Consider the following 14,570-nt stretch of genomic DNA (forward strand, 5'->3'; position numbering starts at 1 on the left):
ATATAAAATTTCTTTCATTTTATTTAAAACGATACATTTCTTTAATGTTATTCATTAAATACTTTATTACACGTCTATCATCATCTGTCAATTCAACCATCTCGTCTCCTGAATGCTTTGAATGACTTGATATATTAATAATTCTTGTCTCATAAGGATTAATATTCTCATTTGTGTCTTTAGGCAGAAGTTCTCCCCAGTTGTCATAACCTAAAAATGTTGATGTTTTCTCCAAAATATTTCTAAAGAAATTAAAATGATACTTCTTTAACTGACCTGTTTCAATCGCTTTTTCAATTTCGGTTTTTAAGAAAAGATGATAGGAAAAAGGAGAATCATTGCTTTGGGGAACCAAATCATATTCTCCATCTTCATTTTTTTTAAGAAAATATTTTTTAAATGTACCCTTTTTAAACTCATTATGCAGCACATTATAAAATAAAGGATTATGTGTGGTTATAATAAATTTAAGGTATGACTGACTTGATTTAATCAAGTGTGCCAAATTTACCGCTAATTCAATCAAGCGATTATCATCTAATGAACTTACAGGGTCATCTATGAATACATATTCCAGCTGATCAAACTGATTTGTTTCTCTCTCACTTGGTTCGGCTACATTTAATACATCAATAACTTGTTCAAGCAGAGAATAAAAAACACACCATACAAAGTTACTCTCTTCTCCTTTTGAAATTTTAATGTTATTGGAACGCTCATCATTACCACGCTCATATGAAAAGGTTATTTCTGAAAAGGCTCCTACGGTTACATTATTCCCATTCTTATCTTTAATAGAATATTCTTCATTAAAATGTGGCGTTAATTTTTCATCGGTATAATGTTGGAAATTAGAAATAATATTTCTATCTTGCCCCTGCTCTTCAAAGATCCATCTTGTAAAAGAATTAGGATGGATTTTAAGTTTTGGCTCAGCATCATTTTCTAAGTCATTATCCCAATAAAACAAATCTTCCGTAAAGGCATTGTAATAAAGAATTTTTTTATTAACTGCTTCTGATTCCTCTATCTCCGCATCCTCATCTGCTTTCGGTGCCACTAACGATTTGAATTCTCGTGAAAGCCTCGTTTTACCCGTTCCATTAAAAGCATAAATTAATTGAACTGTTACATCCGATTCACTCGCACCTTTAGCTTTCGTTTTATGTTTGGATTTTTTTAACATTTGTGCAATGTCCGTTAATGAAGCACCCATATTATTCCTTCACCTCCTCTTTCGGAAAGCTAAGAAGCATATTGCGGTAATATTCGTATTGTTTTTGACGCAACTCTATTTCACGAGGTAAACCCTCAGTAATTGAGGATGTCAAGGCATCGAATTTGTCGAGGATAGATACGATTCGGGCTTGTTCGGTAAGAGATGGGATGGGAAGTTTAAATTTTTCTAACTTATCTCCATGTACTCGAATAACCTTTGTTCCTGTTCTATTTTGCTTTTTATAATCAAAAAACATAGGGGTTTGCAGATAATAAGCTAAATACTTTGGGTTTTGATTGTGCTTAAAAACATAAGTCTCTCCGCTAACGCAAACCTCATCCTCACCCAGCCAAACTAGAGGCTTACAAACATCTTCAATATTTTCGCTTGTAGTCGCAATAATCAAATCGCCTTTCTGAGCTTTCCTCAACTTGGTTGCCAATGTTGGTGAAACAAAAGATTTTGTTTGATATGCAAAGTTTCCATAGTAAGTATAAATTTGACCGTAATGGATACAACTCACACCACTCTCTGCAAAATCACTTTTCTGCAATCCGTTGCCCCGTTCAAACTCCCCTATTTCCCCCAACGTCTTCCACTCAACTTCACCCTCTTCAAAAGTCAACAACTTATCACGGTAGTAGGTATATTGCTTTTTACGAGCTGTAAGCTCTGCTGTAAGCTCTGCTGTAAGCTCTGCTGTAAGCTCTGTAAAGGTGTCCAAAATACGAACGATTTCTTCTTGTACATTAAGGGGTGGGATGGGGATTTTGAGTTTCTTTAACTCGCTCATTGGTAAGCTCACAACAGGTGAACCAACAATTCTTCTACTATAATCGTTTACAATATCATGGGAATTAAGTAGATGAGAAAGATATTTTGAACTAATAATTTCTTGGATAGGTTTTATTACATATACCCCTTCTTTAATATTCCAATTTATAGGTTTTGTTTCTATAACAGCAGTACGTCCAACAGTTCCAGTCCCTGAAAATAAAACATCGCCACTTTCTAAATTAGAACGGTTATTTATTAATAATAAGGCTCTGTTATCTACCCTATCTGTTTTGTCAAGAAATACAACTTTTCCATTTTGTATTTCACGAACTGTCACATAAAACCCTTCTGAATCAGGTGCATTTAATTGAAAATTTTTACGAGGATTTAAACCCGTTTTTAATGACTTAATTACAGCCTCCAAAGGCTTCCACTCAACCTCAACCCCGTCAAGCAATTTCTCTATAAAGTTCGGCTTAATCATGATTCAATCCCCTCAATAATCTCATCAATTTCAGCACGAAGTTGGTCTATCTTTGCTACAGTCGTTTTTATTTCTGCATTCAGCTCATTTATATCAATGACTTCCCTTGTGTCTTTTGCTGCTATATAAGAACTTACAGAAAGGTTATACTCATTTTGAACGATTGCATCATAATCAACGGATTTTGCAACATGGTCAATATTTTCTTTGCTGTCGAACATTTTCATTATTTGCTCAATATGTTCATCTGTAAGTATGTTATTATTCGTTGCTTTTTTATAGAAATCTACTCCACTTGCATCAATAAATTGAGTTTTATTATCGGTTTTATGCTTAGAAAGAACCAAAATATTAACCGCTATTGAAGTCCCGTAAAAAAGGTTAGGTGCTAATGAAATGACCGTCTCAACAAAGTTATTATCAATCAGGTATTTTCTGATTTTTTGCTCTGCACCACCACGGTAAAAAATACCAGGAAAACAAACGATAGCAGCACGACCTTTACTTGAAAGGTAACTAAGCGTATGAAGTACAAAGGCAAAATCGGCTTTAGATTTTGGGGCTAATACGCCTGCGGGAGCAAATCTTTCATCATTAATAAGCGTAGGGTCATCACTACCAATCCAATTTACGGAATAAGGTGGATTAGATACAATAGCATCAAAAGGTTTTTCATCACCAAAGTGAGGGTCTAATAGCGTATTTCCTAAAGCAATATTAAACTTATCGTAATTTATGTTGTGTAGAAACATATTCATACGAGCAAGGTTATAAGTTGTATGGTTAATCTCCTGTCCATAAAAACCATCTTCGATAATATGAGCATCAAACTGTTTCTTTGCTTGTAATAGCAATGAACCTGAACCGGCTGCAGGATCATAAATTTTATTGATGGTTGTTTGCTTGTGTATTGCTAATTGGGCAATAAGCTTAGATACACACTGCGGTGTGAAGAATTCCCCTCCAGATTTTCCAGCATTGGCAGCATAATTAGAGATTAAAAACTCATAGGCATCACCAAAAAGGTCAATTTGACTATCTTCAAAACCACCAAAATTAAGCCCTTCAACTCCTTTAATCACAGCAGCTAAACGACTGTTTTTATCTTTTACAGTATTCCCTAGTCTATTGCTTGTCGTGTCAAAATCGGCAAATAATCCTTTAATATCTAGTTCAGAAGGATAACCATTTGCTGAACTTTCAATAGCAGAAAATATAGTAGCTAAATCTGTATTCAAACTTTCATTTGTGTTGGCTTTTTTTGCAATATTTTCAAATAACTGACTAGGATATATGAAATAACCTTTTGTTTTGATTGCATCCTCTTTAATTTCTTCAGTTACAATACTATCGTCAAGTTCTGCATAATTGATGCTTTCGTCGCCACCTTCAATATAACTAGAAAAATTCTCACTAATAAAACGATAAAAAAGAGTTCCCAAAACATATTGCTTAAAATCCCATCCGTCTACAGATCCACGAACATCATTAGCTATTTTCCAGATTTGAGATTGTAATCCTGCACGTTGTACTGCACTTGACATTTGTATACCTCCGATTTTTACAATGAGCACTCTCATCATTCTACAATACTAATTTTGCTCTGTTTTTCTGCTTTTTTAGGCGCTGATCTTAATATTTTCTTCTTTTACATCTATTATCTCTTAGGTTCCCTAAGTTAGAAAAGAGAATTTCATTCGAATTTTTTATACCAAATTAAACGAGATGTCTTCGGCCGTTCGATTGTGGACTGCTAATGAGAGCCGTTGTGTACAGCTGCCATGGATTTGCGAAATGCTCCAAAAAACCTTGGACGCGGGATGCTACGTCCTACTGAAAACGGGGCAGAACGCTAGTAATTCGAGCCGTTTCACAGCATTTTGGAGTACAACCTGTTTCGCCGACGCGAGTATTCGTCATTGAATGACTAAATAAAGTTTTACAACCAAAGATGCATACACGGCAAATTAAAACGAATAGCCCCTTATGCTTTAGCGAGTGGTTCATGACTTTCCCTGAGAGCAAAGCATTTTAATGAAAAGCGTAAGTTAGAGCAAAACTGCCAACGCACGAGTTTAAGCGTAAAAGTCTTCAGTATTAAAGGCTAGCCGATTGTAATTTCTTTTTTATTCAGCGGAGTGAAAAACTCTTATAAAATTACCAGATATATGAAAATCTCTAATCTTGCTCATAAGTTCAATTTTTACTTATCAAAATACTAATCCAAGAAACAAGTAAGAATATAAAATCAGACGCGTCCCCAACTCAAACATTCACTTATTCCAAACCCCGCCATTCCAACAACGCCACGCACTCCACATGAACCGTATGCGGGAACATATCTACAGGCTGTACTTCCGCTGTACTGTACCCGCCATCCTCCAATATCCTTAAATCCCGCGCCAGTGTGCTTGGGTTACAGGATACATACACCACGCGTTCTGGGTTCATCTCCAGAATGGTGTCGAGCAGGCGTGGATCGCAGCCCTTGCGGGGTGGGTCGACGACGATAACGTCGGCGGTGATCCCTTGCTCTTTCCATGCAGGAATGACGTCCTCGGACGCGCCTACCTCAAATTTCACATTACGCATTTCGTTCAATAGCGCATTACTTCGTGCATCGTCGATGGCTTCTTTGACGATCTCCACCCCATACACCTGGTCTGCATGCTGAGCGAGGAACAAAGAGATCGTGCCGATGCCGCAATACGCATCAATAACCGTTTCTTTGCCCGTGAGACCGGCATATTCGACGGTTTTGCCATACAGTACTTCCGTTTGTACGGGATTCACCTGATAAAAGGATCGCGCGGAAATCGCAAACTGGACGTTTCCAATGTAATCGTAGATCACGTCACGCCCCCACAGTACACGAGTCTCGTCGCCAAAAATAACGTTCGTTCGCTTCGTGTTCACGTTCTGGCATATGCTTGCCACGTGTGGGATGTGCTCACGAATACTGCCAATCCACGCATCTGCGTGCGGAATATCTCGCCCATTTGTGACGAGGACTAGCATCATTTCACCTGTGCGAAAAGCGGTCTTCACAACGACATGACGCAACAGCCCGCGTCCGGTTTCTTCATTATATGCACTGATGCCCAGCATTCGGCCAATCTCTTTGACACGTGCGACAACTTCGTCATTGCGCTCGTCCTGAATGAGACAGGTATTCATATCCACAATGCGATGGCTGCCACGTGCGTAAAAGCCGCCGACAAGCCCACCTTCGGTGACACCAATCGGCACTTGGGCTTTGTTGCGGTACCGCCAAGGCTCACTCATACCGAGTGTAGGATGCACGACTACGCCTTGTACACGCCGCAAATGAACGGACATGCTGTCAGCATTTAACCCGCCGTCATTCATGGCCGAATCAGAAGCCTTGGCTGTATCGGCCTCACCATCTGTAGCCACACTCAGCTTTCCGATACGTTCCAGCACATCCACCACATGCTGTCGTTTCCAGCCCAGCTGCGCTTCGTAGCTCATATGCTGGAGCTGACAACCGCCGCATTGATCGTAGATAGCGCACGGAGCTGCGATCCGGTCAGGGCTAGATTGCGCGATATCCAGAAGCTTGGCATAGCCATATTGCTTTTTTGTTTTCAGCACCTTGACCCGTACCTTTTCACCCGGTAACGCGCCCGGAACGAACAGCGTAAAACCCTCGACACGCCCTACACCCTCGCCATCATGGTTCATGCCGATGATGTCTATCACGGCCTCATCATTCTTTTGCACAGGCAGATCGCTACGCTCTGCATTAGACCTGCTACGATTGGAAGCTTCCTGATTCCGTCTATCGTTACTCCGTTCATCTTTGGAAAAATGACGAGATTTCCGTTCATCCCCCCGCATTTTTCGATCCGAATTATCCATATTTCCACTTTTGCTTTCGGTTCCAGCCCGAAGCATTCTATTCCCAGCTCCAACTCGTGACTGTTCCAGTTCTCTCTCTTTTTTCGCCTGTATGGTCTTGTGGTGCTGCTTTCCTTGAACTGGAGTTGTTGTTGCTGTATTCCGGCGGCTTTTTCCACGTCCGCTACGGTTATTCGTCATGATGGTCACTTCTTTCTGTTCTTCTTTTCATGCTTATCTTCATTCAGCCACATCATTCAAATCGTCATCTAGACGATGTTTAAACATCAACTCGAAAATGCCGTTACTCCCCACGGAGAACGGCAAGGACCGATATGTTCCCTACAAAAAACAACTATCCACTCTGCGTTCTGTATATCGAACTACTCAACCAACCGGAAATAAAATCATTTCCGATCCCCTTCCTACCGAAACACATTCAAATGATGAGGTAAATTCCGGAAAGTCGCTGGCAAGGTACCGCCCAGTTCGCCATCCAGATTAAGCTGGACATAGCCAGGTGAGGTCACTTCCATGTAATCGGTTCTGAAATAAACGATTTTTTTGTCCTGCAAGTGCTCTCCGCGCAGCGCAAGTGTAACCAAGCGGATCATTTCCGCCAGATTGCATTTGCGCACAGCGATGACATCGAGCAGTCCATCATCTATTGTCGCCCCAGGAGCAAGCTTTTCAAACCCGCCCACCGAATTTGTATTCGCGATCAGGAAAAGCATAAATTCGTCGTGAATCACTTCCTGGCCCGTTGCCTTGATGATCAGCTCCTGTGGAGCAAGGCTGACCATTTTCTCCATACCTTTAAAATAATACGCCAATTGGCCAATCATCGTTTTGAGCTTGCTTGGAACTTCATACGTAAGCTCGGTTAAAGTTCCGCCGCCTGCGATGTTGATAAAGTAGCGGTCATTGGCTTTTCCGATATCCAGTGGCTTCGGATTTTGACGAATAACAAGGTCACAATAATCCTCCCAGTGCTTGGGAATGCCCAGTGCTCTGGCAAAATCATTCGTCGTTCCCAGAGGAAACACACCCAGAGGCGGGCGGTTTTCCCTTTCAGCCATCCCGTTGATGACCTCATACAATGTACCATCGCCACCAGCGGCAATAATCATATCATAGCCACGCTCAACGGCCTCTGTTGCGGCACGCGTTGCGTCCCCTTCTCCTGTAGTTGCATGGCAAGAGGCCTCAATGCCACCTTCATCCAGGCGCTGCAAGACATCCGCAAGGCGACGTTTCATTTCCTCACGCCCAGAGGTCGGGTTATAGATTAATCTAGCTCTTTTCATTCCGTTACGCCACCCGTATATTTAATGATATTTATATTCACATCGCAGTTCATCACATTCAGTCTGTACAAAATATCATCATACTGGAAAAAGACCTCTTTTACAATAAAAGAAGCCATTCACTATCCAAATAAGGGAATTTCAGGTTAGAAACACTATCACCGAATTCAGACCATCTTATCTATTGTCAGTCCTTGCTTGTTTCTGCATACTCTGTAACAGTTCACAAACTTGTCTGTCCATCCAGCTTGTAAGCAAAGGATGCGGCAATAAAGGATCTCCTGAGTAACGATAATCGAGTCCCTGTAAGCGTTTGGGAATCATATGACTTGTAAAATAACCCGAACTCAAAAACAGCGGTGCCACAATAACATCATGACCCCGCTCCTGATTCCAATACGCTGCCTTGTCATGCACACCCTCAGGATTTAGCAAAGCGTAATCCGTGATGATACCACTCACGTTTTGCACCGTACGGGCCAACGAGGAAATTCCTTGCTCCCAGCGCTGAAGAAAGCCGTTGTGCGCGCTCCCGTGTCCTACGAGTAAAATGACCTCTCTCGCAGGATCGACCGACAACGGGCGAACCTTGTCCCACACCATGCGGGCAACATCTTCGCCATCATCCAATGGACTACCCAAATGCACACGTGCCTTCAATCGAAACGGCTCCAAATCCGTTTCTTTGTCTGGCGCAGCTTTGACTCCCAGCGCATAGCTAATTTCATCTACATGCGTACTGCCTGACGACACAAACAAAGGAATAACCAGTAAATCTGTTACCCCCAAGGCTTCCAGACGGTCAATCCCATCTTGAATCAATCTTCCTTTAACCGTTTCCAAAAATGAAACCTCTACCGGCATTGCTTCCAGCAATTGAAGCTTTGCAACTGCCTGATCCACCTGTTCCACCCAATATGGCTCTCTAGAGCCATGGCTGATGACTAGTATCCCAGGGCTCTGCATTAGCGACCTAGACGTTCCAGAGTCATTTTATACCCGTCATTCCCATAGTTCAGGCAACGTTTCACACGTGAAATGGTGGCTGTACTGGCGCCTGTCTCAGCTTCAATCTGATTATATGTGCTGCCTTTGCCAAGCATGCGGGCAACCTCCAGACGTTGGGAGAGGGATTGAATTTCGTTAATTGTGCACAGATCATCAAAAAATACATAGCACTCTTCCAAATTTTTAAGAGTTAAAATAGCTTCGAACAATTGATCAATACTTTTATCATTAAGCTTTTTAAGCTGCATAGATTATCATCTCCCAAAGGTTACAATCTCTCCTCATTGTACTCGACAAATAGTTAGTTTTTCAAGCATTAACGGTTTCACGCATTACAGAACAACATTACATGACTACAGAAACTTCCTGTACGAATGCCCAAATCCGCTTTTATACCTCATTTCAGGACACGTGCCTAAACCCACTGTGCGTTTGTAACATACAGTAGAGTATCAATCTGCAAAGGAATGTGATCTCATGCCTGGACATTACTATCATCGGAGGGCGCACACGCGTTCCATTTCCGATCCGTATAGTTCAACTCCTTACCCTGGACTCGATCCCTACAGCGAGGTTCCGCAAGTCGATTCCTCCGCCGTGGTGCCTTATGAGGCACCAGCGAGCATAACAGATGCCGCCGTGGTCACGCCAGACCCCGCCCCAGCCAAAGGAGGGCTGCTTGGCGGTCTTGGCAATCTTGGTAATCTCAACGATATTAAAGGTATTATTGACCGTATGGGCGGTATTGACGGGATTGTTGCTACGGTCGGCAAGGTACAAAAGATCATGTCTAGCGTGCAGCAATTTGCTCCGATGGCAAAACTGATTATGGGCTCGCTCCCAGCATTCAACAAAAACGCAAGCAAAAAAACGACAACACCAATTACTGAGGAACTGGATGAATATACACCACCACGCCGACGCCGGAAAAAGACACAGCGCAAAAGTTCCACAACCCCGCGCAGACGTCCGCGCAAACGCACAAGAAAGTAGGCTATTTTATTTAAACCAACCTCGGCGCATAAACCACACCACCATCGCAACACTCAATAAGAACATAAAGAGCAGTACGCCAAAATATCCATATTTCCAGCCCAACTCGGGCATATTCGAAAAATTCATACCATAAATTCCTGCAATCAGCGTCAAGGGCATAAAAACGGTCGTAATTACAGTCAGCGTCTTCATAATTGAATTCATGCGATTGGAATTAAGCGATATGTAACTGTCTCTCAGGTCGGCTGTCATCTCGCGGTCGGCCTCCAGCATGTCCGTCAGCTTCAATAAATGATCATAGATATCCGTAAAATAAGCCATATGATCCCCCTGACCCTGCACATGCTGCGAATTCAAAACTCGGTACATCAGATCACGCATCGGGACGATTGTACGGCGCAGCTTGAGCAACCTGCCACGCAGGTCAAACACCTGCTTCATTAATTCCTCTACCGATTCGTGTGCGCCCAAACCTTCCAGTTCGGCTAATTCATCCTCAATGATGAAAAGGCTTGGAAAATAGTTGTCTACCAGCTTGTCCATCACTGTATAAGCTGCAGCCAGCGGTCCGCGAGACCATATTTTGCGTTCGTTCGCATGCTCGACAATCCGCTCCCAGGCCTGATCCAGCTCCTCTAGTTCATGATGGTGATATGTAACCAAAAAACGGCTGCTAATAAACATATCCACCTCTTCCGCCTTTAATGTATCTACATCAAGCGCATGTACCACCAGAAACTGTACATTCTCGTAATAATCCAACTTGGGACGTTGCAGAACATGCATACAATCCTCTACAGCCAGCGGGTGAAAATGAAAATAACTCGTCAGCAGCTCTGACTCTTGATCTGTAGGCTCGTTAAAGTCAGCCCAGATCCATATGTAATCTTCCATGACAATCTGCTCTAACGGTTGTCCCACCGTCACCTGATGATCGTGCCCTATAGTCAATGTACGTATCACCGTACGTCCCCCTCGCTTATACTGCCGTCTTATGTGTTATTTATATTTTATATAAGCCATTCCACATTATACAAATCTCAAGTTCTAGGTTTCATATGCTCTAATGAAGAAAAGGATATCTCCGGGCCAGCACGCTCCCGAAGATATCCTTAAAATAATTCATTCGTTACCCCTTAAATCTTTTTTCCATTTCTTATACAGTTGTGGGATGCCCGGTTCCACCATTCAAATCGAATGATACTTACTCGCTATATCCCCCTCGGCGCAACAAGCAAAGCGCTGCGCCAATTCCGCTGCCTATACCCACTCATTTAAAAGTGGGGCAGGCTTTTGCCAAGAAAGGAGCAGATTCAGCGGGCAGTAGCGGAGCGGTCCATTTGAATCTGGAGAAGCGAAGCGCTCGCCTTTGCCCCTGAATTCTAACCTTTTCATGTGTTACATAATCCAAAAAAATTCAGAGGCAACAGCGATCGGAAGATCAAATGGAATGCGGAGCGTCACACACATCTCTATCTGCGCTCAAAGTAAACCCTAGCCCACTTACAATACTTTCTCCAAGAAACTAATGGTCCGCTCGTTTTTCGGATTACCAAATACCTCTTGCGGTGTTCCTTCTTCCACGATGTAACCACCGTCCATAAATACGACACGGTCGCTTACTTCCCGGGCAAAGCCCATCTCATGCGTTACGATCATCATCGTCATACCTTCGCGTGCCAGATCTTTCATTACGCCGAGCACTTCGCCCACCATTTCAGGATCAAGCGCCGAGGTTGGCTCGTCGAACAGCATAATGTCTGGGTTCATTGCCAGCGCACGTGCAATCGCCACACGCTGCTTCTGACCCCCGGAAAGCTGTCCTGGCAATGCATCTGCCTTATCGGCCAAACCTACGCGATCCAGCAACTTCATAGCTGTCTCGCGGGCCTCTGTCTTCGTCTGTTTGCCCAGCTCAGTCGGCGCGAACATAATGTTCTTGAGCACCGTCATATGCGGGAACAGATTGAAATGCTGAAACACCATCCCTATATTTTCACGGACCTTGTTAATGTCCACGTTTTTGTCACCTAATTTGTAATCATCGACGATGACCTCACCAGCTGTAATTTCCTCCAGCATATTCATACAACGTAAAAACGTACTTTTCCCTGAACCCGAAGGTCCAATGACGCATACAACTTCGCCTTCCCGTACTTGCATGTCAATGCCTTTCAGCACCTGGTTACTGCCATAGCTTTTTTTCAGGTTTTTAACGATAATCTTACCCACGGCGAACTCTCCCTTCAAGACGGTTGGAAATTTTGGTCAGGACTGTAATGACGATAAGATACATCACCGCAACGACCAGCCAAATATCAAAGGATTGGAACGTCCGTGCAATAATGATTTTGCCCGATTGAGTCAATTCAACCAGACCGATAACCGACAGAATGGACGTATCCTTCAACGTAATAACCAACTGATTGATAAACGACGGGATCATGATTTTCACAGCTTGTGGCAGAATGATCTTCAGCATGGCTGTCCGATACGGCAAACCAAGCGAACGAGCGGCTTCCATTTGTCCCGGATCAATGGACTGAATACCCCCGCGAATAATTTCGGTCACATAAGCACCAGCGTTTAGGGATAACGTCAACACCGCCGCGACAAAAAGCGGCATTTTAAAATCGAGTGCCTGTGGGATACCGAAGTAAATAAAGAATGCAAGTACGATCAGTGGAATACCACGGAATACATCAACGAAAACAGTTGCAATACCGCGGAACACCTTGTTATGGCTCACTTTCATAAAGCCAAACACCAGTCCCAGCAAAAAGGCTACGAGCAAGGATACCAGGGTGTATAACAGCGTATTTCCCATCCCTTTAATCAACGCAGGCAGCGAAGCGGAAATGAGTTCCCAGCGGCTGCGTTCTACAGGAGCCACACCTTTGCCGGATTCTCCCAGGTATTTGGACATAATTTTGTCATATTCCCCGCTGTTACGAAGATTCACAAGCCCTGCATTGAATTTTTCCAGCAGCTCCGCATTTTTGCCTTGGTTGACAGCGAAACCGTAAGAGCCACCTTTTTCCTTATCAGTCACCAGCTTAAGACCATTATTCTGAGTCACACCGTATGCCAGTACCGGATAATCATCAAAGCAGGCAACCGAGTTACCTGTTTTAACTTCATCATACATTTGAGAAGAATCGTCGAACGGAACGGTAGTAAAGCCATATTTTTCCTTAATAGATTCCGCAAATGTGTAGCCTTCTGTTCCTGTTTTGACAGCGACACGCTGTCCTTTCAAGTCCTCATAGCGTTTAATCGTATCATTATCCTTACGGACCGCCATGACAACACCTGAGTCGAAATAGGGCTCAGAAAAATCAAATTTTTGCTTGCGTTCATCTGTAATACTCATCCCGGCAATGACACCATCCACTTGATTCGTTTCAAGGGCCTGCACTGCCGCGTTAAAGCCAAGTGGCTTAACGGTATACTCAAAATTCTGGTCCTTAGCAATAGCTGCCAGTAAATCCATATCAATTCCGACAAATTTACCATTTACATCTTCAAACTCAAAAGGCGCGAACGTTGTATCCGTGCCGATATCATACTTTGTTTTATTTTCTGCGTGAGCCACTACACCGAAATTACCGGCCAGGGCAACCACAGAAAACAAACAAATCATGAGTGCTATTAGTTTTCTTGGTTTTTGCATAAGATCCTCCAGTCAGTTGAACGGTTCAAAGTTTTCTGTTTATTCTACAGGAGTTATTAAAAATTGACTACTTTGATGTCAGGTATTTTTTAAAAAACATCTCATGGAACTATCTGGATGTGTAAACTTTAGAGATGCATTTTTGCCCGAGAATGCCAATAAGCCCCTGCCGCAAAAAGCGGACGGAAGCTTATTGTGTATCCTATATTGTATGTTCTTTTTCTAGAAACCATGAAGAAAACTAGAAAAGAATTTTGAATATCAAACCTGACAATAGCGCAGAAATTGGAATCGTTATTACCCAGGTTATTACAATACGACCAGCTAGTGACCAGCGAACCGCACTAAAACGCTTCGCAGACCCTACACCCAGAATCGCCGAAGTAATAGCATGAGTGGTACTTACTGGCAAATGAAGCAAAGTAGCTGTGAATATAACGGAGGCTCCCGAAACGTCGGCTGCAAATCCATTGATTGGGTCAATTTTAAAAATCTTAGTTCCCATCGTCTTGATGATCTTCCAGCCCCCAATAGACGTACCAAGTGCCATGGCTGTTGCAGCTGAGATTTTCACCCACATAGGTACTTCCAAATGGTCTTGATACCCTGCCGAGACGAGTGCAAACGTGATAATCCCCATCGCCTTCTGAGCATCATTCGTACCATGCGTAAACGACTGAATAGCTGCCGTAATCACCTGCATGGTACGGAAACCCTTGTTCACCGTATGCGGACTGCGATAAGCAAAGATGTATTTCAAAATCATCATCACAATGTAACCGACAACAAAAGCAATCAACGGGGAGAAAATAAGACCCTCAACAATCCCGATGAAGCCGCTCCAATTTAATTTATCCTGTCCTGCACCTACATACACCGCTCCGGCCAACGCACCAATCAATGCATGGGAAGAGGATGAAGGAATACCGAACCACCAAGTCAAGAGATTCCAGATAATAGCGGCGATCAACGTCGCAATGACGATATCAATTCCGTTCGTAAGCTTGGTTGGATCAGCGACACTTCCACCAATGGTCTTGGCAACCCCGGTAAACAAGATCGCTCCGAGAAAGTTCATAACCGCAGCCATAATAATCGCACGTCGCGGCGTCAATGCACGGGTCGAGACCGAAGTAGCAATTGCGTTCGCCGTATCATGAAATCCATTAATAAAATCAAATGCCAGAGCAAGAAAAATAACAATACCTAGTACCAGTAAACTTGTATCCATGTAAAAGGACTCCC

The 14,570-nt window shown here is 43.0% G+C and carries 12 protein-coding genes; 1 reads left to right on the forward strand and 11 read right to left on the reverse strand.

Annotation, left to right across the window (positions count from 1 at the left end; all coding sequences use genetic code 11):
- Nucleotides 1-19: 19 nt before the first annotated feature.
- From ACXHJ1_RS02310 to ACXHJ1_RS02340, 7 genes are all read right to left on the reverse strand, one after another.
- Nucleotides 20-1,216 carry an AAA family ATPase gene (locus ACXHJ1_RS02310; protein ID WP_038978099.1) on the reverse strand — a complete coding sequence of 399 codons (1,197 nt, stop codon included), beginning with the start codon at nt 1,214-1,216 and terminating at the stop codon, nt 20-22.
- Between the two features lies 1 nt (nt 1,217).
- Complete coding sequence (locus tag ACXHJ1_RS02315; protein WP_017426209.1) at nt 1,218-2,480, reverse strand: restriction endonuclease subunit S; 1,263 nt, start codon at nt 2,478-2,480, stop codon at nt 1,218-1,220.
- Nucleotides 2,477-4,024 carry a type I restriction-modification system subunit M gene (locus ACXHJ1_RS02320; protein WP_457905537.1) on the reverse strand — a complete coding sequence of 516 codons (1,548 nt, stop codon included), beginning with the start codon at nt 4,022-4,024 and terminating at the stop codon, nt 2,477-2,479. Before ACXHJ1_RS02320 ends, ACXHJ1_RS02315 begins: the two co-directional genes overlap by 4 nt.
- Nucleotides 4,025-4,757: 733 nt before the next feature.
- Nucleotides 4,758-6,542, reverse strand: coding sequence for a 23S rRNA (uracil(1939)-C(5))-methyltransferase RlmD (gene rlmD, locus ACXHJ1_RS02325; protein ID WP_457905538.1), 1,785 nt, complete (start codon nt 6,540-6,542; stop codon nt 4,758-4,760).
- Nucleotides 6,543-6,766: 224 nt separating this feature from the next.
- The gene (locus ACXHJ1_RS02330; protein ID WP_019686192.1) at nt 6,767-7,648 is read right to left on the reverse strand and encodes a diacylglycerol kinase; all 882 of its coding nucleotides are present in this window, start codon (nt 7,646-7,648) and stop codon (nt 6,767-6,769) included.
- 177 nt (nt 7,649-7,825) lie between these two features.
- Complete coding sequence (locus ACXHJ1_RS02335; protein WP_107735086.1) at nt 7,826-8,614, reverse strand: sirohydrochlorin chelatase; 789 nt, start codon at nt 8,612-8,614, stop codon at nt 7,826-7,828.
- Complete coding sequence (locus tag ACXHJ1_RS02340) at nt 8,614-8,904, reverse strand: YerC/YecD family TrpR-related protein (RefSeq protein ID WP_007428885.1); 291 nt, start codon at nt 8,902-8,904, stop codon at nt 8,614-8,616. The genes ACXHJ1_RS02335 and ACXHJ1_RS02340 overlap by 1 nt, the downstream gene beginning before the upstream one ends.
- Nucleotides 8,905-9,133: 229 nt before the next feature.
- Between ACXHJ1_RS02340 and ACXHJ1_RS02345 the strand changes: the two genes are divergently transcribed.
- Entirely contained in the window at nt 9,134-9,649 is a 516-nt protein-coding gene (locus ACXHJ1_RS02345; RefSeq protein ID WP_457905539.1) for a tyrosine protein kinase, read from the forward strand.
- 6 nt (nt 9,650-9,655) lie between these two features.
- Here ACXHJ1_RS02345 and corA read toward each other — a convergent pair whose 3' ends face one another.
- The 4 genes from corA to ACXHJ1_RS02365 form a co-directional block, all read right to left on the reverse strand.
- Nucleotides 9,656-10,615 (reverse strand): magnesium/cobalt transporter CorA, encoded by a 960-nt coding sequence (gene corA, locus ACXHJ1_RS02350; protein WP_457905540.1) that lies wholly within the window; start codon nt 10,613-10,615, stop codon nt 9,656-9,658.
- 540 nt (nt 10,616-11,155) lie between these two features.
- The gene (locus ACXHJ1_RS02355) at nt 11,156-11,884 is read right to left on the reverse strand and encodes an amino acid ABC transporter ATP-binding protein (protein ID WP_013369518.1); all 729 of its coding nucleotides are present in this window, start codon (nt 11,882-11,884) and stop codon (nt 11,156-11,158) included.
- On the reverse strand, nt 11,877-13,325 hold the full coding sequence (locus ACXHJ1_RS02360; RefSeq protein ID WP_457905541.1) for an amino acid ABC transporter substrate-binding protein/permease: 1,449 nt from the start codon (nt 13,323-13,325) through the stop codon (nt 11,877-11,879). The genes ACXHJ1_RS02355 and ACXHJ1_RS02360 overlap by 8 nt, the downstream gene beginning before the upstream one ends.
- A 241-nt stretch (nt 13,326-13,566) precedes the next feature.
- A complete protein-coding gene (locus ACXHJ1_RS02365) occupies nt 13,567-14,556 on the reverse strand; it encodes an inorganic phosphate transporter (RefSeq protein ID WP_016819805.1) in 990 nt (329 codons plus the stop codon).
- Nucleotides 14,557-14,570: the final 14 nt, after the last annotated feature.

This window comes from Paenibacillus sp. ALE2 (assembly GCF_054113385.1).

Excerpts from the sequence above, each read along its gene's own strand:
- ACXHJ1_RS02310 (WP_038978099.1), bottom strand. The coding sequence starts at position 1,216 with ATGGGTGCTTCATTAACGGACATTGCACAAATGTTAAAAAAATCCAAA.
- ACXHJ1_RS02335 (WP_107735086.1), bottom strand. The coding sequence starts at position 8,614 with ATGCAGAGCCCTGGGATACTAGTCATCAGCCATGGCTCTAGAGAGCCA.
- ACXHJ1_RS02330 (WP_019686192.1), bottom strand. The coding sequence starts at position 7,648 with ATGAAAAGAGCTAGATTAATCTATAACCCGACCTCTGGGCGTGAGGAA.
- ACXHJ1_RS02345 (WP_457905539.1), top strand. The coding sequence starts at position 9,134 with ATGCCTGGACATTACTATCATCGGAGGGCGCACACGCGTTCCATTTCC.
- rlmD (WP_457905538.1), bottom strand. The coding sequence starts at position 6,542 with ATGACGAATAACCGTAGCGGACGTGGAAAAAGCCGCCGGAATACAGCA.
- ACXHJ1_RS02340 (WP_007428885.1), bottom strand. The coding sequence starts at position 8,904 with ATGCAGCTTAAAAAGCTTAATGATAAAAGTATTGATCAATTGTTCGAA.
- ACXHJ1_RS02320 (WP_457905537.1), bottom strand. The coding sequence starts at position 4,024 with ATGTCAAGTGCAGTACAACGTGCAGGATTACAATCTCAAATCTGGAAA.
- ACXHJ1_RS02360 (WP_457905541.1), bottom strand. The coding sequence starts at position 13,325 with ATGCAAAAACCAAGAAAACTAATAGCACTCATGATTTGTTTGTTTTCT.
- ACXHJ1_RS02365 (WP_016819805.1), bottom strand. The coding sequence starts at position 14,556 with ATGGATACAAGTTTACTGGTACTAGGTATTGTTATTTTTCTTGCTCTG.
- ACXHJ1_RS02315 (WP_017426209.1), bottom strand. The coding sequence starts at position 2,480 with ATGATTAAGCCGAACTTTATAGAGAAATTGCTTGACGGGGTTGAGGTT.